At 39.1% G+C, this 26,899-nt stretch carries 25 protein-coding genes; 14 read left to right on the top strand and 11 right to left on the bottom strand.

The genetic code is table 11. From position 1 onward, the window contains the following. Nucleotide 1: 1 nt before the first annotated feature. From CS889_RS07665 to cheW, 4 genes are read left to right on the top strand one after another with little or no spacing between them, the layout of a single operon-like run. The gene (locus CS889_RS07665) at nucleotides 2–760 is read left to right on the top strand and encodes a UDP-2,3-diacylglucosamine diphosphatase (RefSeq protein ID WP_089087309.1); all 759 of its coding nucleotides are present in this window, start codon (nucleotides 2–4) and stop codon (nucleotides 758–760) included. Between the two features lies 1 nt (nucleotide 761). Next, nucleotides 762–1,700 carry a chemotaxis protein CheV3 gene (cheV3, locus tag CS889_RS07660; protein WP_089087308.1) on the top strand — a complete coding sequence of 313 codons (939 nt, stop codon included), beginning with the start codon at nucleotides 762–764 and terminating at the stop codon, nucleotides 1,698–1,700. A 57-nt stretch (nucleotides 1,701–1,757) separates the two neighbouring features. Next, nucleotides 1,758–4,220: a chemotaxis histidine kinase/response regulator CheAY2 gene (gene cheAY2, locus CS889_RS07655; RefSeq protein ID WP_089087307.1), complete on the top strand. Its 2,463-nt coding sequence runs from the start codon at nucleotides 1,758–1,760 to the stop codon at nucleotides 4,218–4,220. Beyond that, nucleotides 4,217–4,714: a chemotaxis protein CheW gene (cheW, locus tag CS889_RS07650; protein ID WP_000070766.1), complete on the top strand. Its 498-nt coding sequence runs from the start codon at nucleotides 4,217–4,219 to the stop codon at nucleotides 4,712–4,714. The genes cheAY2 and cheW overlap by 4 nt, the downstream gene beginning before the upstream one ends. 258 nt (nucleotides 4,715–4,972) lie before the next feature. On the opposite strand, the gene tpx is transcribed toward cheW, so the two are convergent. Then, a complete protein-coding gene (gene tpx / locus CS889_RS07645) occupies nucleotides 4,973–5,473 on the bottom strand; it encodes a thiol peroxidase (protein WP_001174640.1) in 501 nt (166 codons plus the stop codon). Between the two features lie 222 nt (nucleotides 5,474–5,695). Between tpx and sodB the strand changes: the two genes are divergently transcribed. Then, on the top strand, nucleotides 5,696–6,337 hold the full coding sequence (gene sodB / locus CS889_RS07640; protein ID WP_000494604.1) for a superoxide dismutase [Fe]: 642 nt from the start codon (nucleotides 5,696–5,698) through the stop codon (nucleotides 6,335–6,337). A gap of 51 nt (nucleotides 6,338–6,388) precedes the next feature. After that, the gene (gene cmoA, locus CS889_RS07635) at nucleotides 6,389–7,120 is read left to right on the top strand and encodes a carboxy-S-adenosyl-L-methionine synthase CmoA (RefSeq protein ID WP_089087306.1); all 732 of its coding nucleotides are present in this window, start codon (nucleotides 6,389–6,391) and stop codon (nucleotides 7,118–7,120) included. A gap of 33 nt (nucleotides 7,121–7,153) precedes the next feature. Here the strand turns inward: cmoA and CS889_RS07630 are convergent, their stop codons facing one another. From CS889_RS07630 to CS889_RS07620, 3 genes are read right to left on the bottom strand one after another with little or no spacing between them, the layout of a single operon-like run. Beyond that, entirely contained in the window at nucleotides 7,154–9,013 is a 1,860-nt protein-coding gene (locus tag CS889_RS07630; protein ID WP_089087305.1) for a primosomal protein N', read from the bottom strand. Further along, the gene (locus tag CS889_RS07625) at nucleotides 8,998–9,234 is read right to left on the bottom strand and encodes a hypothetical protein (protein ID WP_000051172.1); all 237 of its coding nucleotides are present in this window, start codon (nucleotides 9,232–9,234) and stop codon (nucleotides 8,998–9,000) included. The genes CS889_RS07630 and CS889_RS07625 overlap by 16 nt, the downstream gene beginning before the upstream one ends. Nucleotides 9,235–9,246: 12 nt before the next feature. Next, nucleotides 9,247–9,474 (bottom strand): hypothetical protein, encoded by a 228-nt coding sequence (locus CS889_RS07620; protein WP_001191194.1) that lies wholly within the window; start codon nucleotides 9,472–9,474, stop codon nucleotides 9,247–9,249. Between the two features lie 199 nt (nucleotides 9,475–9,673). Here CS889_RS07620 and CS889_RS07615 point away from each other — a divergent pair, with 199 nt between their 5' ends. Next, complete coding sequence (locus tag CS889_RS07615) at nucleotides 9,674–10,420, top strand: SPOR domain-containing protein (protein WP_089087304.1); 747 nt, start codon at nucleotides 9,674–9,676, stop codon at nucleotides 10,418–10,420. 277 nt (nucleotides 10,421–10,697) lie between these two features. Here the strand turns inward: CS889_RS07615 and CS889_RS07610 are convergent, their stop codons facing one another. Next, entirely contained in the window at nucleotides 10,698–11,222 is a 525-nt protein-coding gene (locus CS889_RS07610; RefSeq protein ID WP_089087399.1) for a hypothetical protein, read from the bottom strand. A gap of 175 nt (nucleotides 11,223–11,397) precedes the next feature. Between CS889_RS07610 and CS889_RS07605 the strand changes: the two genes are divergently transcribed. The 3 genes from CS889_RS07605 to gdhA all read left to right on the top strand — a co-directional run bounded on the left by CS889_RS07605 (nucleotide 11,398) and on the right by gdhA (nucleotide 14,861). After that, nucleotides 11,398–12,621, top strand: a complete 1,224-nt coding sequence (locus CS889_RS07605) for a M48 family metallopeptidase (protein WP_089087303.1) — start codon at nucleotides 11,398–11,400, stop codon at nucleotides 12,619–12,621. Continuing rightward, nucleotides 12,618–13,448 (top strand): peptide chain release factor N(5)-glutamine methyltransferase, encoded by an 831-nt coding sequence (locus CS889_RS07600; RefSeq protein ID WP_089087302.1) that lies wholly within the window; start codon nucleotides 12,618–12,620, stop codon nucleotides 13,446–13,448. Before CS889_RS07605 ends, CS889_RS07600 begins: the two co-directional genes overlap by 4 nt. A gap of 66 nt (nucleotides 13,449–13,514) precedes the next feature. Further along, entirely contained in the window at nucleotides 13,515–14,861 is a 1,347-nt protein-coding gene (gene gdhA, locus CS889_RS07595) for an NADP-specific glutamate dehydrogenase (RefSeq protein ID WP_000289193.1), read from the top strand. A gap of 12 nt (nucleotides 14,862–14,873) precedes the next feature. On the opposite strand, the gene CS889_RS07590 is transcribed toward gdhA, so the two are convergent. The 4 genes from CS889_RS07590 to hemH form a co-directional block, all read right to left on the bottom strand. Continuing rightward, complete coding sequence (locus CS889_RS07590; protein WP_089087301.1) at nucleotides 14,874–16,178, bottom strand: glycosyltransferase family 10 domain-containing protein; 1,305 nt, start codon at nucleotides 16,176–16,178, stop codon at nucleotides 14,874–14,876. A 9-nt stretch (nucleotides 16,179–16,187) separates the two neighbouring features. Next, the gene (locus tag CS889_RS07585; RefSeq protein ID WP_089087300.1) at nucleotides 16,188–18,998 is read right to left on the bottom strand and encodes a cytochrome c biogenesis protein; all 2,811 of its coding nucleotides are present in this window, start codon (nucleotides 18,996–18,998) and stop codon (nucleotides 16,188–16,190) included. Nucleotides 18,999–19,007: 9 nt separating this feature from the next. Further along, on the bottom strand, nucleotides 19,008–19,679 hold the full coding sequence (locus tag CS889_RS07580; protein WP_000492189.1) for a SoxW family protein: 672 nt from the start codon (nucleotides 19,677–19,679) through the stop codon (nucleotides 19,008–19,010). A gap of 73 nt (nucleotides 19,680–19,752) precedes the next feature. Beyond that, nucleotides 19,753–20,760 carry a ferrochelatase gene (gene hemH, locus CS889_RS07575; protein WP_089087299.1) on the bottom strand — a complete coding sequence of 336 codons (1,008 nt, stop codon included), beginning with the start codon at nucleotides 20,758–20,760 and terminating at the stop codon, nucleotides 19,753–19,755. Between the two features lie 55 nt (nucleotides 20,761–20,815). Here hemH and CS889_RS07570 point away from each other — a divergent pair, with 55 nt between their 5' ends. After that, a complete protein-coding gene (locus CS889_RS07570; RefSeq protein ID WP_000892115.1) occupies nucleotides 20,816–21,247 on the top strand; it encodes a hypothetical protein in 432 nt (143 codons plus the stop codon). Then, nucleotides 21,248–21,928: a 16S rRNA (uracil(1498)-N(3))-methyltransferase gene (locus tag CS889_RS07565; RefSeq protein ID WP_089087298.1), complete on the top strand. Its 681-nt coding sequence runs from the start codon at nucleotides 21,248–21,250 to the stop codon at nucleotides 21,926–21,928. 83 nt (nucleotides 21,929–22,011) lie between these two features. Here CS889_RS07565 and CS889_RS07560 read toward each other — a convergent pair whose 3' ends face one another. Continuing rightward, entirely contained in the window at nucleotides 22,012–24,129 is a 2,118-nt protein-coding gene (locus CS889_RS07560) for a porin family protein (protein ID WP_089087297.1), read from the bottom strand. A 168-nt stretch (nucleotides 24,130–24,297) separates the two neighbouring features. Next, nucleotides 24,298–24,864, bottom strand: a complete 567-nt coding sequence (gene dcd, locus CS889_RS07555) for a dCTP deaminase (RefSeq protein WP_000523105.1) — start codon at nucleotides 24,862–24,864, stop codon at nucleotides 24,298–24,300. A gap of 129 nt (nucleotides 24,865–24,993) precedes the next feature. Here dcd and accB point away from each other — a divergent pair, with 129 nt between their 5' ends. After that, nucleotides 24,994–25,476, top strand: a complete 483-nt coding sequence (accB, locus tag CS889_RS07550) for an acetyl-CoA carboxylase biotin carboxyl carrier protein (RefSeq protein ID WP_001053775.1) — start codon at nucleotides 24,994–24,996, stop codon at nucleotides 25,474–25,476. A 5-nt stretch (nucleotides 25,477–25,481) separates the two neighbouring features. Then, on the top strand, nucleotides 25,482–26,849 hold the full coding sequence (locus tag CS889_RS07545; RefSeq protein WP_089087296.1) for an acetyl-CoA carboxylase biotin carboxylase subunit: 1,368 nt from the start codon (nucleotides 25,482–25,484) through the stop codon (nucleotides 26,847–26,849). Nucleotides 26,850–26,899 lie beyond the last annotated feature (50 nt).

Genomic DNA, 26,899 nt, shown 5'->3' with positions numbered 1-26,899 from the left:
GATGTTAGAAACTTATGCGCTTAAAAGTGGGGCTGTTTTTATCTCTGATGCGCATTTTTTGCCCAAAAGCCCTTATTTAATCCATACGCTTAAAGAACTTTTACGCGCCAAACCCCCACAAGTCTTTTTCATGGGCGATATTTTCCATGTTCTTGTGGGCTACTTGCCCCTAGATAAAGAGCAACAAAAAATCATTGATTTAATCCATGCGTTAAGCGAAATTTCACAAGTCTTTTACTTTGAAGGCAACCATGATTTTTCCATGCGTTTGGTGTTGAGTTCTAAAGTGGTTGTTTTTGAGCGCCAAAACCAGCCCGTATTATTCCAATATGATAACAAACGCTTTTTGCTAGCCCATGGGGATTTATTCACCACTAAAGCGTATGAATTTTACATCACGCAGCTCACTTCCACTTGGGCGAGATTTTTTCTAACTTTTTTAAATTTCGCGAGCTTTAAAACCTTATACCCTTTTTTGAAAAAACGCATCTATCAAAAACCCGTCCGTCTTTGGGAATTAGAGCCAAAAGAATTAAAAGCCTTTATTGAAAAGCGCCTAAAAGCCTATCAAAACTATATTAAAGATCTCAACCTTGATAGCATTGACGGCATTATAGAGGGGCATTTTCACCTCAAAAGCGGCACAAAAATCCCCTTGAATGCGCCGATTTATTGCCCACTGCCTTCCTTTTATTACGAACAAAGCCTTTTTAAGGTATCATCAAGCCTTTTAGAACCATCTCAAAATAAGGACGCCTAACATGGCAGAAAAAACAGCTAACGATTTAAAATTGAGTGAGATAGAACTCGTGGATTTTCGTATTTATGGCATGCAAGGGGGCGTCCCTTATGAGGGGATTTATGGCATCAATGTGGCTAAAGTCCAAGAAATCATCCCCATGCCTACTCTTTTTGAATACCCCACTAATCTAGATTACATTATCGGCGTGTTTGATTTGCGCTCCACGATCATTCCGCTTATTGATTTGGCTAAATGGATAGGGATTGTCCCGGATAAAAGCAAGGAAAATGAAAGAATCGTCATCATCACTGAATTTAACAACGTTAAAATGGGCTTTTTAGTCCATTCCGCCAGGCGTATCAGGCGCATTAGCTGGAAAGATGTGGAGTCTGCATCCTTTAGCGCCTCTAATAGCATTAATAAAGAAAATATCACCGGCACCACGCGCATTGAAAACGACAAAACCCTGCTTATTTTGGATTTAGAAAGCATTTTAGACGATTTAAAGCTTAATGAAGACGCTAAAAGCACTAAGGAAGACACCCCCAAACAGCATTTTGAAGGCGAAGTGTTGTTTTTAGACGATAGCAGAACGGCGAGAAAAACCTTAAAAAACCATTTGAGCAAATTGGGTTTTAGCATCACGGAAGCTGTGGATGGGGAAGACGGGTTGAACAAATTAGAAATGTTGTTCAAAAAATATGGGGACGATTTGAGGAAACATTTGAAATTCATTATTTCAGATGTTGAAATGCCTAAAATGGATGGCTATCATTTCTTATTCAAGCTCCAAAAAGACCCCAGGTTTGCTTATATTCCTGTGATTTTTAATTCTTCTATTTGCGATAATTACAGCGCTGAAAGGGCTAAAGAAATGGGGGCTGTGGCGTATTTAGTCAAGTTTGACGCAGAAAAATTCACCGAAGAAATTTCTAAGATTTTAGACAAGAATGCGTAATTTTTATTGATAAAATTGTAAAATACTCTTATCTCAAACGCTAAAAAGGGGTTTTAAATGGATGATTTGCAAGAAATAATGGAAGACTTTTTGATTGAAGCCTTTGAAATGAATGAGCAGTTGGATCAGGATCTGGTGGAATTAGAGCATAACCCTGAAGATTTGGACTTGCTCAATCGCATTTTTAGAGTCGCTCACACCATTAAAGGCTCTAGCTCGTTTTTGAATCTTAATATTCTCACGCACCTCACGCACAACATGGAAGATGTCTTGAATCGCGCTAGAAAGGGCGAAATTAAAATCACGCCGGATATTATGGATGTCGTGTTGCGCTCCATTGATTTGATGAAAACCTTACTCGTAACGATTAGAGACACCGGATCGGATACCAATAACGGCAAGGAAAACGAGATTGAAGAAGTAGTCAAAAAGCTTCAAGCCATTACGAGCCAAAATTTAGAGGGCGCTAAAGAAACTTCAGGGACTAAAGAAACCCCAGAAAAAGAAGTAAAAAAAGAAATTAAAGAAAAAGCGAAAGAAGAAGTTAAAGCAAATAAAACCCCTACTGCAGAAAACCCTACAAGCGATAACCCGCTAGCCGATGAGCCGGATTTGGATTATGCTAACATGAGCGCTGAAGAAGTGGAAGCGGAAATTGAACGGCTGCTTAACAAACGCCAAGAGGCCGATAAAGAACGAAGGGCTCAAAAAAAGCAAGAAGATCAAGCCAAGCCTAAACAAGAAGTCGCCCCAGCAAAAGAAACTCCTAAAACAGAAACTCCTAAAACAGAAACTCCTAAAACAGAAACCCCCAAAGCCCCTAAAACCGAAACTAAAGCTAAGGCTAAAGCCGATACTGAAGAAAATAAAGCCCCCTCTATTGGTGTGGAGCAAACCGTTAGGGTGGATGTGCGCCGCTTGGATCACTTGATGAATCTAATCGGCGAACTTGTGTTAGGGAAGAATCGCTTGATCAGGATTTATAGCGATGTGGAAGAACGCTATGATGGGGAAAAGTTTTTAGAGGAATTAAACCAGGTAGTCTCTTCTATTTCAGCAGTAACGACAGACTTACAGCTTGCGGTGATGAAAACACGGATGCAACCAGTGGGCAAGGTGTTCAATAAATTCCCTCGCATGGTAAGGGATTTGAGCCGGGAATTAGGCAAGAGCATTGAATTGATTATTGAGGGCGAAGAAACCGAGCTTGATAAATCCATTGTAGAAGAGATTGGCGATCCACTCATCCACATTATCCGTAACTCATGCGATCATGGGATTGAGCCTTTAGAAGAAAGAAAAAAGCTTAACAAGCCTGAAACCGGTAAGGTGCAATTGAGCGCGTATAATGAGGGCAATCATATTGTGATTAAAATCTCTGATGATGGCAAGGGATTAGACCCTGTGATGCTTAAAGAAAAAGCAATTGAAAAAGGGGTGATTAGCGAAAGAGACGCTGAAAGCATGAGCGATAGGGAAGCGTTTAACCTCATTTTCAAGCCAGGCTTTTCTACCGCAAAAGTCGTTTCTAATGTTTCAGGCAGAGGCGTGGGCATGGATGTGGTGAAAACCAATATTGAAAAGCTTAATGGGATCATTGAAATCGATTCAGAAGTGGGGGTAGGCACGACTCAAAAGCTTAAAATCCCTCTCACTCTGGCTATCATTCAAGCTTTACTCGTGGGCGTTCAAGAAGAATATTACGCTATCCCGCTTTCTTCAGTTTTAGAAACCGTGTGCATCAGCCAGGATGAAATTTACACCGTTGATGGCAAAAGCGTGTTGCGTTTGAGAGATGAGGTGCTTTCTTTGGTGCGCCTTTCTGATATTTTTAAAGTGGATGCTATTTTGGAGTCCAACTCTGATGTGTATGTGGTTATCATTGGCTTGGCCGATCAAAAAATTGGCGTGATTGTGGATTATTTGATCGGTCAAGAAGAGGTGGTCATCAAGTCTTTAGGTTACTATCTTAAAAACACTAGAGGCATTGCTGGCGCTACGGTGAGGGGCGATGGGAAAATCACCCTCATTGTAGATGTGGGGGCGATGATGGAAATGGCAAAGAGCATTAAAGTCAATATCAATACCTTGATGAACGAATCAGAAAACACGAAAAGTAAAAATTCTCCTAGCGATTATGTTGTCTTGGCGATTGATGACAGCAGCACGGACAGAGCGATTATCCGCAAATGTTTGAAACCATTAGGCATCACGCTCTTAGAGGCGACTAACGGCTTAGAGGGCTTAGAGATGCTTAAAAATGGCGATAAGATTCCGGACGCTATTTTAGTGGATATTGAGATGCCTAAAATGGATGGTTACACTTTCGCCTCTGAAGTGCGCAAATACAATAAATTCAAAAACTTGCCCTTGATCGCCGTTACCAGTCGGGTGACTAAAACGGACAGAATGCGTGGCGTTGAATCCGGCATGACTGAATACATCACCAAACCTTATAGCGGTGAATATTTAACCACCGTAGTGAAGCGCAGTATTAAATTAGAAGGAGGCGAATCGTGAGCAATCAATTGAAAGATTTATTTGAAAGACAAAAAGAAGCTAGTGCAGGCTCTAAACAAGAAGACAATGAAGAAATTTTGCAATTCATCGGTTTTATTATTGGCGATGAAGAATACGCCATTCCTATTTTGAACATTCTAGAGATTGTCAAACCCATTGGTTACACACGAGTCCCTGAAACCCCAAACTATGTGCTTGGCGTGTTCAATTTAAGGGGTAATGTCTTCCCTTTGATCAGTTTGCGTTTAAAGTTTGGCTTGAAAGCCGAAAAACAAAACAAAGACACTCGTTATTTGGTGGTACGCCATAACGATCAGATCGCTGGGTTTTTTATTGATCGCTTGACTGAAGCTATTCGCATCAAGCAAACCGATATTGACCCGGTGCCAGAGACTTTGAGCGATAACAATAATTTAACTTATGGCATTGGGAAACAAAACGACAGACTCGTAACCATTTTAAGAGTGGAAGAAATCCTAAAAAAAGACTTTTAAAAACCTTTTTCTATCAAACCCTTATGGGGGCTTTGAAAAAGACTTATGCCATTAAAAAGCTTGATTTTAGTCAAGCGTTTCTTATAATGCACTAAAAACAGAGTCTTTTTCAATATTTTCTTTTAAAAATAGCGTGAAACTTTTTTAAGCGGATTAAAAAAACCTCTCATTTTTTAGTCTTTATCGCCAACGCTTTTTAATAAGCGAGACTTTTTGCATTGAGATTCACTAGATCGTAGTCCCCTCCTTTTAAATTTCCTATTTCAACACTTTTAAAAGCGCTTCATAATTGGGCTCTTCTAAAATGTTTTGAACGATTTCTTTATAGATAACCACTCCCTTATCATCAAGAACAAACACCGATCGAGCGAGTAAGCCTTGCAAAGAGCCTTTGCCCAACAGCACGCCGTAATTTTCCCCAAAAGCCTTATACCTAAAATCGCTTAAAATTCTTAAGTCCTTAATGCCTTCAGCGCCGCAAATTTGCCCTTGAGAAAAAGGCAAGTCCATAGAAATAACGCTAAAACTCACAGAAGGCAGTTTGCCGGCTTGCTCATTGAAGTGTTTGGCTTGGAGCAAGCAAACCGATCCGGTTAGACTAGGAAGCGCGCTAACGACTTGAAAACGCACGCCTTGCTTCAATAAATTGACTTCTTGCAAATCGCCATTGACCAATTTCACATCAGGGGCTTTATCGCCCACTTTTAAGGCTTTCCCTTCTAATTGGTATGTTTCTTCTTTAAAAGTAACTTTTTGCATGGTTAAATCCTTTCTAATGAATTGCTAATTGCGTTAGAATAGTAGTCAATTAAAATTAACTTTTAAAAAATTTAAAGAGAATTTGTTTAAAAAGTCGTTTTCATTTTAAAAAACCCCTTAAAATCTACAAAATTTGCATAACGATTTAATTTTTAAGAAAAGATTTACCAAAAAGTGTTAAAAAATGATTACAATACGGCTATCTGATCACAAGGAGAAAACATGTTTACATTACGAGAGTTGCCTTTTGCTAAAGACAGCATGGGAGATTTTTTAAGCCCTGTAGCGTTTGATTTCCACCATGGGAAACACCATCAAGCTTATGTGAATAATTTGAATAACTTAATCAAAGGCACGGATTTTGAGAAAAGTTCTTTGTTCGCTATTTTGACGAAGTCTAGCGGAGGCGTGTTTAATAACGCCGCTCAAATTTATAACCACGATTTTTATTGGGATTGCCTAAGCCCCAAAGCGACTGCTTTAAGCGATGAATTAAAAGGGGCTTTAGAAAAAGATTTCGGATCGTTGGAAAAATTTAAAGAAGACTTCATTAAGAGCGCAACCACTTTATTTGGCTCTGGTTGGAATTGGGCAGCGTATAATTTAGACACTCAAAAAATTGAAATCATTCAAACGAGCAACGCGCAAACCCCAGTTACGGATAAAAAAGTGCCGCTTTTAGTGGTGGATGTGTGGGAGCATGCTTATTACATTGATCATAAAAACGCACGCCCTGTGTATTTGGAAAAATTCTATGGGCATATCAATTGGCATTTTGTCTCTCAATGCTATGAATGGGCGAAAAAAGAAGGCTTAGGCTCAGTGGATTACTACATCAATGAGTTGGTGCATAAAAAAGCTTAAGCGTTACTGCTATTGTGGTTTAAAGGTTTTTAAACCACGCTTCTTTTTTGAATGAAAGACACTCTATTTAACAAATCCCTAAACAAACGCTTTTGCTTTGATGAGAAAGTCGCCCATGTTTTTGATGACATGCTGGAGCGTTCCATCCCCTATTATCATGAAATGTTGAATCTGGGGGCGTATTTTATCGCTCAAAATTTAAAAGAAAATATCTATCCTAAGCCCTTGTCTAAGCCCTTGATTTATGATTTGGGCTGTTCTACCGGGAACTTTTTTATCGCGCTTAACCAACAGATCCAACAGGATATTGAGCTTGTAGGGATTGACAATTCCATGCCCATGCTCAAAAAAGCGCAAGAAAAATTAAAAGATTTTAACAATGTCCGTTTTGAATGCATGGATTTTTTAGAGGTTGAGTTTAAAGAATCGAGCGCGTTTTCATTGCTTTTTGTGTTGCAATTTGTCCGCCCCATGCAAAGAGAGGTGTTGCTCAAAAAGATTTATAACAGCCTTGCGTTGAATGGGGTTTTATTGGTGGGCGAAAAGATCATGAGCGAAGATCGGATATTAGACAAGCAGATGATAGAACTATACTACCTTTATAAACAAAATCAGGGTTATAGCCACAATGAAATCGCTTTCAAAAGAGAAGCGTTAGAAAATGTGCTTGTGCCTTATAGTTTAAAAGAAAATATCGCGCTTTTAGAAAGCGTGGGGTTTAAGCATGTGGAAGCGCTGTTTAAATGGGTGAATTTCACGCTGTTAGCCGCCAGAAAAACTTAAGTTTTTTAAAATAATATATCAAACATGAGTGTTTTAAAAAATATCCACAGGATCCATGTTCACGCTGCAAGGGATATTGGGGGCGGTTTTTAAAAACGCATGCACGCTTTTGATTAGGCTTAAAGGGTTTTTGGAACGCAATAAAATAAGGTAGCGGTAAGAAGAGGCGATTTTTTCAATGGGGGCTTTGAAATTAGAGAGCGTTACGCCCTTTTCTAAACACAAAGAAAGGGTTTGAGAGGCTTTTAGGCTCAATTGTTGGGCTTTTTCTTCGTTTTTATGCTTGAATTCCAACAAACACAGCCTTGAAAAAGGCGGATAGAGTTCGCACCTTTCTTGCAATTCGTATTGTAAAAAATCTTCATAATCTTCTAAGAAATTTTTTAATAGATCCGTTTCGGTGCTTTGAATGAACACTTGGCCAGAAATTTGCCTAGCGCTCCTCCCGGCGATTTGATAAAGCAGCGACACGCCTTCTTCTAAAGCCCTGTAACTATTAGATTTAATGATATTGTCTATGCCTAAAACAACCGCTAAACTCACTTTAGCGTAATCATGCCCCTTACTTATCATCTGCGTGCCGATTAAGATATTGGTTTTTTGAGCGTTGAAATCGTTTAAAATATTGTGGAGTTTTTTTGGCGTGCTGGTGTGATCTTTATCTAAGATCGCTATTTTAGCGCCTTTCAAAAGGCCTTCTAATTCGTTCAACACTTGCATGGTGCCTATCCTTTTACCCACTAAAACTTCGCTTTGGCATGCGTTGCAAATTTTAGGGATAGGGCTTGAAAAATGGCAATAATGGCACATGAGTTTGTTGGTCTTTAAATGCAAACTCATATTCACGCTGCAAAAGGGGCATTGAACGCTTTTATAGCAATTTTGGCACAGCAAGGTTTTGAAATTAGCCCTTGTAGGCACAAAAATAATGGCTTGCTCGTTTTTGTCTATCACTTGTTGCAGCGCTTCTAGGAGTTTGGGCGTGATAAAACGCTCCGTTTTTTCAAAAATAATGTTTTTTTGCGTGGGGGTGTAGCGCCCCTTTAAGCGCACTAAAGCCTTATCTTTAAAGCGTTTGTAACTATTCAAACTTGGCGTAGCAGAGCCTAAAACCACTTGAATAGGGAATTTATGGGATAAATATAGGCATAAATCCCTAGCGTTATACATAGGGCTTTGATGAGACTTATAAGAAAAGTCATGCTCTTCATCTACAACGATTAAACCCAACTCCTTAAGTGGTAAAAACAACGCGCTTCGTGTGCCTACCACTAATTTGATTTCTTGCGAATAAAGCTTTTCTAAAAATTGTTTTTTTTGATTTTGAGAGAGTTTGCTATGCCACAAGCCTAAATTTTCTTTAAAAACCCTTTTAAGACGTTGTTGCATTTGAGGGGTGAGGGCGATTTCTGGCACTAACAATAAAGCGCTTTTTTTTTGCTCTAAAGTTTGAGCGATTGCATGCATATAAATTTCGGTTTTCCCGCTGCCCGTATCGCCAAAGAGCAAGCTTGCTGGATGTTTTTGCAATTCTTTTAAAGCGTTGGTTTGCGTTTGGCTTAATATATTAAGAACAGGCTCAATTTTTTCTAACCCCACTAGATCGCATTCTTTAAAAGGGGCAAAAAGGCTTAAGACTGAAGAAAGATTAGCCGAGTAATATTGAGCGATAAATAGAGCGAGCTCTATTTGAAAGGGGAGTAAAAAATAAGGGGTTTTTTCTAACTCTAGGCATTCAAAAGAGGGTTTTGAAACTTCTTCAAGAACGACGCCCAAAAGCGTTTTATTCCTTAAAGGGATATTGACTAACGCTCCTTTAAGGTGTCGTTCTTTAGAAAAGTAAGTTAAAGGGGGGGTTTTATTTTTTAAAGGAGCGATTAAGTGATAGAACATGATGAGATTTTTTCTAAAAGCTTTTGGAGTTCATTGTGCAAATACTCGTTCTGGCAACTTTCATGCAAATAATCCTTTAAAAGCTCTAAGGCGTTTAATTCTTGGTTATGGAAACGCTCCTTTAGGGTGCGTTTCATCTCATCGCTAAAGGTGTTATTGAGAGAGATTTTATAGCGTTTGCCCAAATAAGTGATTTCTAAGCTATCGTTTTCTAAAGACATGTTTTTAATGGTTTATGACAATAAATCAGAGATTTTGTCATAAAGACCTTGAATACCCTTATCTTTAGCGCTCAATTCATCGTATAAAATAGCGATTTGAATGTCTTTTTCTTCATTTTGCGCATTCAGGGTGGTGTTTGCTTGGCGTAAAGCGTTCAACTCTTCTTCTTGTTTTTGGATTTTTTCAATCAATTCATCAATTTTAGCGCCCAACTGGTTCAATAAACTTAAAGATTGCATCATAAGCCTTTCTATGGTTTTTAAAAGTTATTATATCAAAGCTATTAAATTATCGCAAAATACCCCTATCCCCTTAAGGTAATGACTTTTACCATAAAATCAAGCAGCTAAATCCTATTTTTAAGCAGTTCTTATGGCGGTATTTGGTATTTTTGATTACCATAAAACAACAAGATAGAGAGCTTGCAGGGAATAATAAATGCAAAAAAGTATATTCAAAATAACTCTGTTGTTGGTTTTTCTCTTTTTAAGGAATGCTGTTGGTTTAGACGATAAAAAAGCAGCTCCTAAAAGCGTTCAAAATACCCCTAAAAATTTACCCCCTATCCAATTAAGGCTCGATCAAGCCTATGAAGACCTTATCAAAATGTTAGACAATATGGGAAAAAGCACGCAGTATGAGTTCCCTAAAATTAAAGAAATCCTAGAACAAAGCGAAGAGGAATGGCTAGGAGTCGCCCATGAAGAATGCGTGGCGTTGGTCATGCTAATAAGCCCCAAAGCTTCTATTGAAAACAGCCCGATTTATAAGAATTGCTATGAAGCTTATGTGAAACAAAGAATCCATGATTTATACGATTTTTATATAGAGGGCAAAAAGGTGAAAAGAAAAATCAAGAAAGCCCATGAGCATGAAATGGTTCTCAACAAATCCCAACCCTTAAAAAAAGAACCGCCTAAAAGCGAGAATAAAAAGAGTTTAACAAAACCTAGCTTAAAAGACACAAAGATCCCTAAAGGGTATTACTTGCAAATTGGGGCTTTTTTAAATTCGCCCAGTAAGGATTTTTTGCAAACGCTCAAAAATTTCCCTTACCAAATGGAGAAAAAAGACTCCCTCACGCATTATTTGATTGGCCCTTATAAAACCAAAGAAGAAGCCCTAAAACAGCTTGAAAATGCGGCTAAAAGCTTTAAAAATAAGCCTGCGTTGGTAGAGAAGTGATTTTTTAATTCTGACTTTTTAATGGCTTTTCATGAGCGTTGATAATAGGGTTTTAAAAAGGTTCAAAGCATTTTTTAAAACAGGTAATAAAAGATCTTAACGTTCTAGTTGGGTGATAACTTCTTAAAAAAGCGCTTTTTTGGGGTTAGGGGGTTTTAGTTGGGGGTTGCATGGGGGGAATGATTTCAAAATACCCCCTATCCTCTTAAGAAAATGAGTTTTAAAAATAAAGTAAGGTTTTTAGTTGTCTGCATTCAATAAAAACAAATCCATCGTTTTATGGGATTTTATAAAGCCACATGGCTATTAGCGCAACAAACAAACTCGCGCCCAAAAACACATAGCCTATCATTTTATAAAGGGGGATAAAGGTTTTTTGAATTTCTTCTTCTGCAATAATGATTTTAGAAACCCCTAATCGGTTAGTTGGGGCGCTGTCTGTGAGGTAAAAGCCCTGTTTTTTAAGCGCAAAATAAGGGGTTTTGATCAAGGCGTCATTTTTAAAAGAGGCCACAAACGCCCCGATATTAGAAAACTTGACTTGGTTGTCTGCGTCCAACAAAACAAAGGGGGTGTTTTTGAATCGTTCTTCTAAGATTTTTAAAGGCTCTAAAGAAGAGGCATTATTTAATTCTAAAAGGCTTTTAGCGATCGCATCAGCGGTGTATTGCATGCGTATTTGGGTGTTTTCCAAAAGGTTATTTTTCGCATAAAAGAAAAACAACGCTAACAAAACCCCCACTAAAAGCAAGGTGGAAAGGGTATAAACGATTAAAAAACGCTTTTTTAAAGAATGGGGCATGACGAACCTTATATAGCAAGTTGGATAACACGGCTTTTTTATGATTGGATTAAAAACGCTCAAACGCAACCCTTTTTTCTACCATATTTATTTAATTTTATGGTAAATTTTTGAAAAATTGTTATAATTCCTACACTTTTATTGGTAAATTCATTCAAAAAAAGGAGTTTAGAATATGCTTGATATATGGATAGATATGATAATCTGTATTTTTTATTTGCTCTTTTTTACGACTCCTTACATTGTGGGCGATATTTTGCAATTGAAATTTATCCGCCAAAAGCTCTGCGAAAAACCTGTTTTACTCCCACAAAAGGATTATGAAGAAGCAGGAAATTATGCCATTAGGAAAATGCAATTATCCATTATTTCTCAAATTTTAGACGGAATCATCTTTGCTGGTTGGGTCTTTTTTGGTTTGACGCATTTAGAAGATTTGACGCATTATTTAAACCTTCCTGAAACGCTAGGTTACTTGGTTTTTGCCTTGTTGTTTTTAGCGATTCAAAGCGTTTTAGCTTTACCCATTAGCTACTACACCACCATGCATTTGGATAAGGAATTTGGCTTTTCTAAGGTGAGTTTGTCGTTGTTTTTTAAGGATTTTTTCAAAGGGTTATCGCTCACTTTAGGCGTGGGGTTGTTGTTGATTTACGCTCTCATTATGATCATTGAACATGTGGAGCATTGGGAGATTAGCTCGTTTTTTGTCATGTTTGTTTTTATGATGCTGGCTAATCTTTTTTACCCTAAAATCGCTCAGCTTTTCAACCAATTCACCCCCTTGAATAACCGGGATTTGGAAAGTCAAATTGAAAGCATGATGGATAAGGTGGGTTTTAAATCTCAAGGTATCTTTGTGATGGACGCTAGCAAGAGGGATGGGCGACTGAATGCGTATTTTGGGGGCTTGGGTAAAAACAAGCGGGTGGTGTTGTTTGACACTTTGATCTCTAAGGTTGGGACAGAAGGACTTTTAGCCATTTTAGGGCATGAGTTAGGGCATTTTAAAAATAAGGATTTGTTGAAAAGCTTAGGGATTATGGGAGGCTTGCTCGCTCTTGTTTTTGCTCTGATCGCTCATTTGCCGCCGTTGGTTTTTGAAGGCTTTAATGTCTCGCAAACGCCAGCGAGTTTGATTGCGATTTTACTCTTGTTTTTGCCGGTGTTTTCCTTTTACGCCATGCCTTTGATCGGGTTTTTTAGCCGCAAGAACGAATACAATGCGGACAAGTTTGGGGCGAGTTTAAGCTCTAAAGAGGTTTTAGCCAAAGCGTTAGTGTCCATTGTGAATGAAAATAAAGCGTTCCCCTATTCGCACCCTTTTTATGTTTTCTTGCATTTCACGCACCCGCCGCTATTAGAGCGCTTGAAAGCTTTGGATTATGAAATTGAATGACCCTTTCACAAGCCCTAAATAAAGCCAAAAAAGAATTATCGCCAAAAGGCTTTAGGGGGGGGTTAGAGTCTGAAATTTTATTAGGCTTTGTCTTGCAAAAAGAAAGGGTTTTTTTGCACACGCATGAGCATTTGGAATTAAGCCACAAAGAAGAGGCACGCTTTTTTGAATTGGTAGAAAAGCGTTTGAATGACTGCCCCATAGAGTATTTATTAGAAAGCTGTGATTTTTATGGGCGCTCTTTTTTTGTGAATGAGCATGTTTTAATCCCACGGCCTGAAACGGAGATTTTAGTCCAAAAAGCCCTTGATATTATTTCTCAATACCACTTAAAAGAAATAGGCGAAATCGGCATAGGGAGTGCTTGCGTGTCCGTGAGTTTGGCTTTAGAAAACCCTAATCTCTCTATTTATGCGAGCGATATTTCACCAAACGCTTTAGAAGTGGCGTTAAAAAATATTGAACGCTTTTGTTTAAAAGAGCGTGTTTTTTTAAAACAAACGCGCCTTTGGGATCGCATGCCAACGATAGAAATGCTTGTCTCTAACCCGCCTTATATCGCTAGAAATTATCCTTTGGAAAAATCCGTCCTCAAAGAACCGCACGAAGCCCTTTTTGGGGGGGTTAAAGGCGATGAAATCTTAAAAGAAATCGTTTTTTTAGCCGCTAAATTAAAGATCCCTTTTTTGGTTTGTGAAATGGGGTATGACCAGTTAAAAAGCTTGAAAGAATGCTTGGAGTTTTGCGGTTATGATGCAGAGTTTTACAAGGATTTGAGCGGCTTTGATAGAGGGTTTGTGGGCGTTTTAAAAAGTTTTTTAAGATAAGGTTAAAACTTAATTACCCTTTTAGTGTTACAATAAAAACACTTAAAACAATAAAGGATGCCGCTCATGTATGTTGAAAAAATTCTCCAGTCTTTACAGAAAAAATACCCCTATCAAAAAGAATTCCATCAAGCCGTCTATGAAGCTATCACTTCTTTAAAACCCCTTTTAGACAGCGATAAAAGCTATGAAAAGCATGCGATTTTAGAGCGTTTGGTTGAGCCTGAAAGGGAGATTTTTTTTAGGGTGTGTTGGCTAGATGATAACCATCAAATCCAAGTCAATCGGGGGTGTAGGGTTGAATTCAATTCGGCTATTGGCCCTTATAAAGGGGGCTTGAGATTCCACCCTAGCGTGAATGAAAGCGTGATCAAGTTTTTAGGCTTTGAGCAAGTGTTGAAAAATTCGCTCACCACTTTGGCTATGGGGGGCGCTAAGGGGGGGAGCGATTTTGACCCTAAAGGGAAGAGCGAGCATGAGATCATGCGTTTTTGCCAGGCGTTCATGAACGAATTATACCGCCACATTGGAGCCACGACTGATGTGCCAGCTGGGGATATTGGAGTGGGCGAAAGAGAGATTGGCTATCTGTTTGGGCAATATAAAAAATTAGTCAATCGTTTTGAGGGCGTATTGACCGGTAAAGGGCTCACTTATGGGGGGAGCTTGTGCAGAAAAGAAGCTACCGGTTATGGGTGCGTGTATTTTGCAGAAGAAATGCTGCAAGAAAGGAACAGCTCTTTAGAGGGCAAGGTTTGCAGCGTTTCTGGGAGCGGTAATGTCGCTATTTATACCATTGAAAAATTGCTTCAAATAGGAGCCAAACCGGTAACGGCGAGCGATTCTAATGGCATGATTTATGATAAAGACGGCATTGATTTAGAGCTTTTAAAAGAGATTAAAGAGGCGCGTCGTGGGAGGATCAAAGAATACGCTTTAGAAAAAACTAGCGCGAAATACACCCCAACAGAGAATTACCCCAAAGGGGGGAATGCGGTGTGGCATGTGCCCTGTTTTGCGGCTTTTCCTAGCGCGACTGAGAATGAATTGAGCGTTTTAGACGCTAAAACCCTCCTTTCTAATGGGTGTAAATGCGTGGCTGAAGGGGCGAACATGCCCTCAAGCAATGAAGCGATTGAATTGTTCTTACAGGCTAAGATTTCTTATGGTATAGGCAAGGCGGCTAATGCTGGGGGGGTGAGCGTGAGCGGCTTGGAAATGGCGCAAAACGCGAGCATGCACCCTTGGAGTTTTGAAGTGGTGGATGCGAAATTACACCATATTATGAAAGAGATTTATAAGAATGTTTCTCAAACCGCTAAAGAGTTTAAAGACCCTACTAATTTCGTTTTAGGGGCTAATATCGCTGGTTTTAGAAAAGTGGCGTCTGCGATGATAGCGCAAGGGGTTTGATTACCCCCAATTTTACAAACCCATTTTTTTAACCAACTTTCTTACAGCGCGCAACAAAGGTAAGGATTTTTGATAGGCTTTGCGATAGATTTTAAAAGTGGTGTTTTGAGAGAGTTCTAATAAAGGCGAGGCGTTTTGTAAAAGGCGATCATAATTAACCCTCAAATCATCATAATTAACCCTCAAATCATCATAATTAACCCTCAAATCATCGTAATTAACCCTCAAATCATCAATAGATATTAACGGCTCATTCAAATCACGATAGAAAACAAAAGGGTTATTGTGATAGATCGTGTCGTTTTCTAAAATCGTTTTAAAAAAATCCAGGATTTTTTTAAAACTCAAATCTTGGTAAAAGTAAGCTTTCCCATCAATTTCATTTAAAGGGTTTTCATAGAGCATGTCTAAATAAGCGTTTGGGTGCGTGTGCAAGTACCTCACGTAATCAATCGCTTCATCAAAATCTTTAAAATCACAAACGTTCACAAAACTTTTAGGGTTAAAGTCTTTCGCCACGCTAGGACTCCCCCAATAAATAGGAATGGTGTGGCTGAAATAAGCGTCAATGATTTTTTCAGTAACATAGCCATAGCCTTGAGTGTTTTCAAAACACAGATTGAATTTGTATTGGCTTAAAAACTCGCTTTTGTTTTTGACGTTATAGCCTAAAGTGTTTCTCACGCTCCCTCCCCCAGTAACTGGCTCAATAGAATTTAAAGCGTCATAGAAAGCGTTCCTTATAGGAGCGTTAGGGTTGCTTGCGACAAAGCTCGCAAACCCTCTTTTCAAAGGATCGCTCTCATCATTCACTACTGCGCATAAATGGGGGTGTTTTTCTTTAAAATGATGGGAGGGCTTTTTTAAAGTATAAAGGCTGTTGTCTTTGAGTTTGTAGGGCGCGGTGGTGTCATTCACGCTCTCGGCTTTGTAATGCAAGCTAGCGTAATATAAAGGCATTCTCAAATAACGATCTCTAAAATCCAATTCATCAAAGCCTATGGCGTAATCAAAGAGGTTGAAATTAGGGACTTCGTTTTCACCGGTGTAAAACACCCTTTTAGTGTTTTGATAAAAGAGAATTTTTCTGGCTGATCCAATAGGACTGCCAAAGACAAGATCGGAAAATTCGTTGGGGTTTTGGTGGAGGGTGATTTTGTAGCGTTGGCTTAAGATGAAATACAGAGCGCTCTTTTTAAATTCTTCAGCGCCTCCCCACCAATTCGCCACAGCGATTTTTAGGGGGGGAGATTTAAAGGTAATTTTTTTTTTAATTGGAGCGCTTTCTATAAAGGCGTCTAGTAAGGGTTGGAACATCTTTATCTTTTAAACCAATTTAGGCAAACTCAAATGGCGTTTGAAATACGCCAAGATCACGAGAGCGAAAGGTATCGCTACCAAAAAGTATAAAAAAGTAGGGATCGGCAAGGGATCGCCTGCGGCATAGCTGTGCAAGCCAGAAAGGTAGTAATTCACGCCAAAATAAGTCATTAAAACCGAATAAAACCCTAGCGCGCTGCTGCTCGCTAAAATAAAGGGCCAATTTTGAGAGCCTAAAAAACGCAAATGCAAGATCAAGGCATAGACGCAAATAGAAATCAACGCCCAAGTTTCTTTAGGGTCCCACCCCCAATAGCGCCCCCAAGATTCATTCGCCCACACCCCGCCTAAAAAATTCCCGGCTGTGAGCATGAACAGGCCTAAAATCATGCTCATTTCATTGATAGCGCTAATGGAAAGGATGGTTTTGTCCAAATTGAAACGCCCTTGTTTGCGCAAAATAAACAAAACCAAACTTAAAATCCCTAGCACAAAACACAAGCCCAAAAAGCCATAACTAGCGGTGATGATAGAGACATGGATATTGAGCCAATAGGATTTTAACACCGGCACTAAAGGGCCGATTTGAGGGTCCATAAAGCCTAAATGAGCCACAAAGAGCGCGATACCGGCCAAAAAGCTAGAAGCCGATAGCGCGAGTTTGGAGCGTAAAACAAACCCTGCGATAACAGAAGCCCATGCGATATAAAGCATGGATTCATAAGCGTTACTCCAAGGCGAATGCCCGCTCACATACCAACGCAAGATTAACCCCATAGAATGAGCGATCGCGCAAAGCAAGATAGCCATATAAAGGATTTTAGTGAGCCAAATATTTGGAGTCGTGTTTTTAACCAAAGAGCTGATCACAACGATAAAAAGCAACAACCCAAGAAAGATATAAGGCAAGGTCAGGCTGTTAAAAAAATTGGTGTGGTTTAAGAAAATTTCAGAATCCACTTTAGAAGAAGATAAATAGAGGTTTTTGGCATGCTCTTGCTGATAGACGCTTAAATCTTTTAGGGTTTTTCCTACTTTATCCCATTGGTTGGTTTTTAAAGCGTCATCAAACCCGCTAAAAATATTTTTTAAGAACTCCGTTGCCACGCTTGAAATTTCCTTATTGGGGCTGTTGATCGCTTCAATGGGCGAGAGCCAAGCGGTGGTTTTATCGCTAGGGAAAATGCGTAAAAATTGAGCGCTAAAAAGCGTATAGACTAAGTTGATGCGTTCATCTACTTTTAGCGCGTCTTTATCCAACTCGTTGCGCGCATTGGGGGATTTTTGATTGACTTCTTCAACCAAATTTTTTAATTTATACCCACGGCTATCAAACGCATCTCTAAAAGCGATACGGCTTTCGTCTAAAGGCGTGCCGATAAGCTTTCTTAAGGCTTTATTGGAAGCGTAAATCATCTTAACGCTACGCCAATCGTTAGGGAAAAACATGATCCCTAAAAGCACCTGCATGGCGTTTAGCCCTTGAAAATCATCTTTCCTTAAAATCTTATGAATGTATTCAATGCTGATGGTATCAAGGGGTTTGATACGCCCATCAAAATCTTGGACTTGAAGCCTTTGAAAGGCTTTTAAGTGGTCTTTGGAATACTCTCTTAAACGTTTCAAACGCTCTAAAATCGTGCTTTTAGAATCTTCTTTATTGGTGGGATTTTCTATCTTTTGTCGCTCAATTTTAGCGCTTTTGCCCCCATGCATGTCAATTTGGCCTTCATTGGCGAACGAAGAAGTAAAAGGGCTGACTAGAATTAAAGCGAATAAGAAACTAGCGATTTGTTGGGATTTTAAAAAGCGTGAAAGCTTTAAAAAACGCCCCTTTTTATCCAAAAGCAACCACAAAGCCCCCAAAATAAGCATCGCATACCCTAAATAAGTGGGGATTTTACCCGGATCTTTATTGACAGAAAGGATCGTGCCTTTTTCATCCATGTCGTAGGAAGATTGGAAAAAGCGATAGCCTTCATAATCTAAGACATGGTTCATGAAAATCCTATAAGGTTTGATTAAGGTGTTATCCAATTTCAACACTTCCACTTCTGAAGCGTAAGATGAGGGACTCATAGAGCCAGCGTAGCGCTCTAATTCAAAACGCTTCAGTTTGATTTGAAAGGGCAATTCAATATAAGCGGATCCAAAACTTAAAGAGAGCTTGTCGTCTTTAAACATCTCGCTTTCTTCTATGCCTTCATTCCTGTTGTTTTTAATGAGGTTGAATTTGTGGCTCACGCCGTTATAAGTCGCTTTCAACACTAAAATGGTAGCGTCATCTTTTTTAATGGCGTTTTGCTTGTAAATCTCTAAAGGTTCTAAAATCAAAGGCTTGTGATCTAATGTGGTATGAATGGGTTTTAATCGTTTGGAATAATAAAAGGTTAAAGGCGTTTTTAAAGAAAGTTTTTTTTCGTCATTTAGGGTGATATTAAGGTAAGTGTCCGCGCTTTCAAAAGAGCTTTGCGTGCTGTTTTCTCGCACATGCATAAGGCCTTCCACGCCAAAAAAGCGCGTGATCGCTGCCCCTAAAATGATGAAAATCAAGGAGCTGTGGAAAAAAAGGCTCGCATACCTTTTGCGCTCTAAAGCTTTAGAATTGATGAATGTGCCTATTAAAACCACCAACAAATACGCATGCAAAAAATTAAACCAAGGGGTGTTATACACGATAGCCTTACTCGCGCTCGTGCCGTAATCGTTTTCTATAAAAGTGGCTATCGCGCACGCACAAGCGTAGAGCGCGATTAAAGGGATAGCGACCCAAAAAGAAGCGAACAAAAAAGAGAGCAAGCTCTTAAGGTTTTTCATTCTCATTCTCTAGCTGGACTTGCTCTTAGAAAGGTTGGTTTTATACTTGATGTAAGCCTTTAATTTTTTAGTGAGATCCTCATCGTTTTTCGTGTCTTGATACTTCCCATCGCCGATAAATTCTAACACGGCTAAAAATTGCACAGAAGGCATATAGCCCGGCAATTCATAGATGGTTTTGCCGGTTTTATCGGATAAAACAATCGTAGGGGTGGATTGGACGGCATAAATTTGTGCTAATTCTTCGGTGGACATTTTGATTTCTTTTTCATCATTTTTATCCTTATCGCCGACTTTAAAATTATGCTCTTTAGAATAGCTGATATTGACATAGTAAGCGCTAAAATGCTCTTTAATATAGTTGCGCAATTCTTTGACATTTTTGAGATCTTTTTTAAGCCTTTCGCAATAGGAGCAACCATTGCGCCCAAAAACTAAAAGCATGTATTTATCATTAGGGCTAATGGACTTGTTGTCTAAAAAAACATCTTCTAAACCAGCGTAGCTCTTTTTGTCTATATTGTCTCGCTCATCGTTCAATTCTTTGGAGCTTTGAGAGCCGGAGCTTAAAAGATTTTCGTCTAATTTGTCTTTATTGTTGGATTTGCAAGCGCTTAAAAACAGCGAAATCAACAGCAACACGCTTAAAAATTTCTTGGAAACATAAGAAAGTGAAAACATGTAATAACCTTTATTGTTTAATAGATTTGAAAACCCGGTATTTTACTATAATAATCGCTTTTTTATGCAGATTTCACTCACTTTTAAGGTTTTTCACTAATTCAATGATAAATTTTGCAAACTCTATGGAATCGTTTAAGCATGGGCAAACCAAATATTCCTTAACCGCTAAGCGCTCTGCCATCAAGCGGTATTGCATGTCTAATTCATAAAGCGTTTCAGAATTGTCAATCGTGAAAGCTAAAGGGTAGATAATGATATTAGACTTGCGGTGCTTTTCTATCAATTCTTCAGTGCTTGGCTCTAGCCATTTCATAGGCCCTAGCTTGGATTGATAAGAGAGTAAAACCTCTTTAAAAGGGATATTTTTTTGCTGCATCAACTCTTTTAACAAACTCACATGGTGTTCGCATTCTTGCTGGTAAGTATCGCCGGCATCAACAATGCTTTTAGGCAATCCATGGACGGAAAAGATTAAGACAAAATCCTGGCTTTTGCGGTTGTTTAGGGTGCTTAAAATCGTGTTTAAAATGATTTCATTAAGCTTTTTGTCAGCATAAAAGCGTTCTATCACTCGCACCTTGGGGCGGAAAGTTTCTAAGGATTTGAGAGCGCTAAAAGCGTCATTGAAACTAGAAAGCGTGGTGGTGCTAGAATATTGCGGATACATGGAAAAAAACACCAGGCTTTCTATTTCTTTTAAGGCTAAATCTTGCAAAACCATAGACGCATAAGGGGGGGTATAACGCATCGCATAAGTGTAAAAACGAGAAGGATCCAATTCGTTCAAACGCTCTGTAAGGGCGAATGTGATAGGTGTTAAAGGGGATTTGCCTCCTAATTTTTCATAGATTTTTTTGGATTTTTCTATGCGGCTACTGACGATCATTTTACCCACCATTTTACGCATGAAATTATTTTTAATGGTAAGGATAAAGGGGTCATCAAACATGTTTTTTAAAAACACCCCCACTTCATAAAGGCTGTTAGGCCCTCCCATATTCAAAAGAACAACCGCTTCTTTGGGGGATTTTGCGGCGTTATTTTCTAAATTATTAAGCTTTTCATTGATCAAATTCATTAGTGCATGCTAAAATAAAACGATTAATAAAAAATAAATCGTTAGAAAGAAGTTAATGTTAGAGATGAGTTTGCAAGCATTAAATACACAAGATTCTTCTGTGATGGCTCAATCTTTGCTGATCCATGCCTTTTTTGCCGCCTTGCTCGCCCTAGCGTTTATGATCAATCTTTACACCCTTTTTAAAGAAAAAAATTTCATCCAATTGAACCGAAAAATCTATCTTGTCATGCCAGCGATTTACATTCTTTTAAGCATCGCTCTTTTGAGTGGGGTTTTTATTTGGGCGATGCAACAATTTGAATTTTCTTTTAGCGCTGTTGTCATGCTTTTAGGGTTATTGTTGATGCTGATAGCAGAAATCAAACGCCATAAAAGCGTGAAATTCGCTATCACCAAAAAAGAAAGGATGAAAGCCTATATCAAAAAAGCTAAAATCCTGTATTTTTTAGAAACGATTCTTATTGTTGTGTTAATGGGCATTTGAATGCGTTTTGTCTACCACCCTTTAGCCAAAGAGCCTACTTTAAAAATAGAAAGCGAGAGTTACATCCATTTATACCGTTCAAGGCGTATCAAAAGCGCGAGTCGTTTGGATTTAAGGAATTTAAAAGACGGCTTTTTATACACCTATGAGCATGCAGAAATCACTAAAAAACACGCCCTTTTAAGGCTAGTGGGTGCACAACCATTAGAGATTATGGCTAATAAAAAAACGCATTTGATTTTAAGCGTGATTGAAATCAAAAGCGTTGAAAAAATTTTGCCTTTTTTAAACCAGTTAGGCGTGAGCAAGTTGAGTTTGTTCTATGCGGATTTTAGCCAGCGTAATGAAAAAATAGACAGCGCCAAATTAGAGCGCTTCCAAAAGATTTTGATCCATTCTTGCGAGCAATGTGGCCGCAGCGTTTTAATGGAATTGGAAGCGTTTCCAAACACCAAAGAAATGTTAAACACCTACCCAAAAGCGAGCGTTTTGGATTTTAACGGCGAAACCTTACCCGCAAGCGCGAATTTTGAAAAGGGTATTATCATAGGGCCTGAAGGAGGCTTTAGCGAACAAGAAAGGGAGTATTTTAAAGAGCGTGAAATTTATCGCATCCCGTTAGATATGGTGCTAAAGTCTGAGAGCGCGTGCGTGTTTGTAGCGAGTATCGCGCAAATTTAGGGGGCATTGCAAAAGTTTTAAAAACAAATTCTAAAAACTTAATTTTTTGCTAAAAAACTTCAAGTAAAGCAAAGTTTTAAAATTTAAAAAATCCACCCGTAATTAAAAAACACCTTAAAATGACTGCCCCCTTCATTCAAAATAACAGAGTCTGCATAGATACCATTATTAGAAGCGATCTTAATACCGCTTTGGATTAAAGGAACGCTAACGCCTATGGAATATTTAGAATGCTTGTAGCGGTAATTAAACCCGGTTACTATATCTAAATTACCGCTTCCTTTGACTTGATTGAAGACATAGTAGCTATTGTATAAGCCCCTTAACCCCCCAAACACCCCAAAAGAAGAAGCAAAAACTTTTTTAGTTGGATGGTCTTGCTTTTTATTGGTGTAAGTGGTGATGAAATCAAACAGCACATCCATTCCCCCACCATAGCTTAATTGCTGGATTTTTTCATCGTTAGCTTGAGCGTAGTTGTATTTGATGATGCCGTAATAGGCTAACCCGATGTAGTCATTGAAATAATGTTGGTAGCCTATTTTAACATTAACCCCTAAAATAGGGCTTCTAAAATTTTTACTTGAAGAGTGGTAAGTGGTGGTGGAAGTGGTGGAAAAATTTTGCGTGATCGCACTGACCATAGAGGTTGCAAAATTTTGCGCATTCAACCCAGCGTTTAAATGGCTGGTTTGGCTATTTAGGTTAGCGAAATTAATGGGGAGGGCGTTTTGATTGATGAGCTGTTGCCAAACAGCGGTAGTAACCCCTATAAGCCCAGCGGGGACTTGAGCGCAATTGGTGTAGATGGAATTGGGGTAATTGCCCGCTGTATAGACTTGGTAGTTGTCCTTATAAAAAGAACATACATCATAGGTGTAACCATCCTGATCTTTCACTTCTTTACCATTTGTAAATTTTAATTCTTCTTTCCCATTGACTAATTCTTCTTTTCCACCCTCACATTCTTGTATGGCTCCGCCGTTTTCTTGACACAAGCGCACCCTTTGATAAGTCATGTTCCCATTATGCGTATAGCCTTTAGTGTGGCTAAATTCATGGATAATGTCTCTTAATTCCACAATATCAACTTTGTTCAAAGTTTTACCAAACAATTTTTCAGGATTTAAGGCAGAAGCTTCTATCCCAAGATTACCATCATTATCATCAAGTTCATACCCTAGCCCTACAAACCCTGATTTTAGGATATTCACTTCAAGATTGATCGTTCTTCTAAACGCATCTATAACGGATTGTGGGGTTAGCACGTATTTTTCATAGATGGGAGCGACACGCCCGTTATTGAAAGGATTCACGCACTTAGGAAAGTCAGAGCCGCACTCTGATGAGCTGTTAGAAAATTGGAAAGGAGCGTTTAAAACGGCTTCTTCCCAAGATTTAGAGTCAAACACCGCAATCATATCCAACATCAAATTGGTCAATTCTTCTGCGGTTTGTGGGGTGAAATCTGACACACAATCATGGCAATTACCTTTAAAATTGTTGGTATCGGCGTTTTCATAACTCATCGTTACATTGGTTGTGATTTGGCTGAGCTTTTCAAACAAACTTTGCGTGTTAGCATCAGAAAATTGTGTGGCAGTGGCTTGAAGTTGTTGGTAATTAAAGCTATCAGCTTGTTCAAACTCTGAATCATTAAACAAGCTTGCAGGCAGAATGATTTGAGAATCTTTAGGGATAGTCTCTATCACGCCTAAATTGATTACCTTGCCTTGAGCGTCTTTAAAACTAAGTTCAACATTGTTTAAATTGTAAGGCAGAAAGTTTTGTATGGTTACGCTCCCATTAACCATATTCGCATACACAGGGCTTTGAGAATAAAAAGTTAAGCCATTTTCTATATTGTCCGTAGTGAATAGTTCGGTTGCTTTTTCTAAAATGGTGCTTTGGGGTATGTAGTATCTCCCATAGACGCTTTGTGGGGTGGCTGTATCGCTTTTGTTTTGTTCTTTGGGTTGTTCTTTAGTTTGGGGGTAGGTTAGGGGGTTTTCATAGATTTTTTGAGTGTTTTGGGTGTTTTGGGTTATTGTTTCTTCTTTAGTTTGCGCGCCTTCTAATAGCCCGGTTTCAAACCCGGCTTCTATAAAAAAGCCGTCTTTTTGGTGTTTTTGAAAGGCTTCTAAAGGGTTGAACAAGCCGATTAAAGACAAACAAATCGTTTTACTAACGAGCCTTAGCATGGTAATTTCCTAAATTTCCTAAACGGTTTAGCGTTTTGTTCTCAAAGAGTCTGTAACTCAATAGAAACTGAAATTTCGTATTGTAATACATTTTTAAGAAATTGCGGTATTGTTTGTATTAAAAAATAAACAACGCCCAAAGGATAAATGCTTTTATCTTTCTTCAAATCATTTCAAAATTTTAGGCAAAGTGATGCCCACTTGCCCTTGATACTTACCGCCTCTGTCTTTATAGCTTTGCTCGCACACTTCATCGCCTTGTAAAAACACCACCTGTGCGATCCCCTCATTGGCATAGACTTTAGCCGGTAAATTAGTAGTGTTAGAAATTTCAATCGTGATGTAGCCTTCAAATTCCGGCTCAAAAGGCGTAACATTCACGATAATCCCGCACCTGGCGTAAGTGCTTTTGCCTAAACAAATCGCTAAAGTGTCTTTAGGCATTTTAAAATACTCTATCGTATGGGCTAGGGCGAACGCGTTAGCGGGCAAGATAAAAAAACCCTCTTTGCTCGCATCAATTTTAGTCGCATTGTTAGGATCAAAGTTTTTAGGGTCAATTAAAGCGTTTTTGTTATCAAAGAGCATGAACTCACTCCCCACTCTAATATCATACCCGTAACTGCTCAAACCATAGCTGATCACGTTCTTACCGACTTGTTTTTCGCAAAAAGGGCTAATCATGCCGTGCTCTAAACTCATTTTTTTAATCCAAGAATCCGCTTTTAATCCCATACGCACAAAGCCTTTAAAGTTTGTTAATAATTATGTTATTATAACAATAATTTTTTGCTAAAAACGCTTATGGTTAGTAAGATTATGTGTTTGTGGCATATTTTAAAATAATATAAGGAATAGATCGTTATGAACCTTTCTGAAATTGAAGAGTTGATCAAAGAATTTAAAGCTTCTGATTTAGGGCATTTGAAATTAAAGCATGAGCATTTTGAGTTGGTTTTGGATAAAGAATCCGCTTATGCGAAAAAAAATGCGCTAAATCCCGCTCATTCTCAAACCTCCATCCAAGCCCCCATCATGGTAGAAGCGAGCATGCCAAGCGTTCAAACCCCTGTGCCTATGGTATGCACCCCTATTGTGGATAAAAAAGAAGATTTCGTGCTTTCGCCCATGGTAGGCACTTTTTATCATGCGCCCTCCCCTGGGGCTGAGCCTTATGTCAAAGCGGGCGATACGCTTAAAAAAGGGCAAATTATTGGCATTGTGGAAGCGATGAAAATCATGAATGAAATTGAAGTGGAATACCCTTGTAAGGTGGTTTCTATTGAAGTGGGAGACGCTCAGCCGGTAGAATACGGCACAAAACTCATCAAAGTGGAAAAGCTTTAAAACCCATGAATAAAGAAAATAAAAAGGTAGAAAAAAAAGAGCTTTCACGCATTTTGATCGCTAATAGAGGCGAGATCGCTTTAAGAGCGATCCAAACCATTCAAGAAATGGGTAAAGAATCCATAGCCATTTATTCTATCGCTGACAAGGACGCCCACTACCTCAATACGGCTAGCGCAAAAGTGTGTATAGGGGGGGCAAAATCCAGCGAGAGTTACTTGAATATCCCTGCGATCATCAGCGCGGCGGAATTGTTTGAAGCCGATGCGATTTTCCCCGGGTATGGGTTTTTGAGTGAAAATCAAAACTTTGTAGAAATTTGCTCGCACCATTCTTTGGAATTTATTGGCCCAAGCGCGAAAGTCATGGCTTTAATGAGCGATAAAGCTAAAGCCAAAATCGTGATGAAAGAAGCCGGCATGCCTGTGATTGAGGGTAGTGAAGGGCTGCTTAAAAGCTATCAGGAAGCCGAAGAAATCGCTGATAAAATCGGTTATCCTGTCATCATTAAAGCGGCCGCTGGTGGGGGCGGAAGGGGAATGCGTGTCGTAGGAGATAAATCCAAGCTTAAAAACCTTTATCTAGCCGCAGAAACAGAAGCTTTGAGCGCGTTTGGCGATGGGAGCGTGTATTTAGAAAAATTCATCAACAAGCCCAAGCACATTGAAGTCCAAATTCTAGCCGACAAGCATGGCAATGTCATTCATGTGGGCGAAAGGGATTGTTCGGTGCAAAGACGCCAGCAAAAGCTCATTGAAGAAACCCCGGCGGTGGTTTTAGAAGAGGGCGTTCGTAAGCGTTTGCTAGAAACAGCGATTAAGGCCGCTAAATACATCGGCTATGTGGGGGCTGGGACTTTTGAATTTTTGCTTGATTCTAACATGAAAGATTTTTATTTCATGGAGATGAACACTCGTTTGCAAGTGGAACACACCATTAGCGAAATGGTGAGCGGGTTAAACCTCATTGAGTGGATGATTAAAATCGCTCAAGGCGAAAAATTGCCCAAACAAGAAAGCTTTTCTCTCAAAGGGCATGCGATAGAATGCCGAATCACGGCAGAAGATCCTAAAAAATTCTACCCAAGCCCGGGTAAAATCACTGAATGGATCGCCCCTGGTGGGGTGAATGTGCGCCTTGATTCGCACGCGCATGCCAATTATGTCGTGCCTACGAACTATGATTCTATGATTGGCAAGCTCATCGTGTGGGGTGAAAACAGAGAAAGAGCGATCGCTAAGATGAAAAGGGCTTTAAAGGAATTTAAAGTAGAAGGCATTAAAACGACCATTCCTTTTCATATTGAAATGCTTGAAAATGCGGATTTCAGGCAAGCAAAAATCCACACGAAGTATTTAGAAGAAAATTTTTAAGTTTTAAGGATTTTCTTAAGCATGATTTAAGGGTTTTAAGCGATCAGAAA

The organism is Helicobacter pylori (assembly GCF_900120335.1).
In the GTDB taxonomy this organism is placed as follows: Bacteria; Campylobacterota; Campylobacteria; order Campylobacterales; family Helicobacteraceae; genus Helicobacter; species Helicobacter pylori_BU.
Note: the sequence above shows the minus strand (reverse complement) of the source record. Positions and strands in the feature narration are given on the sequence as shown.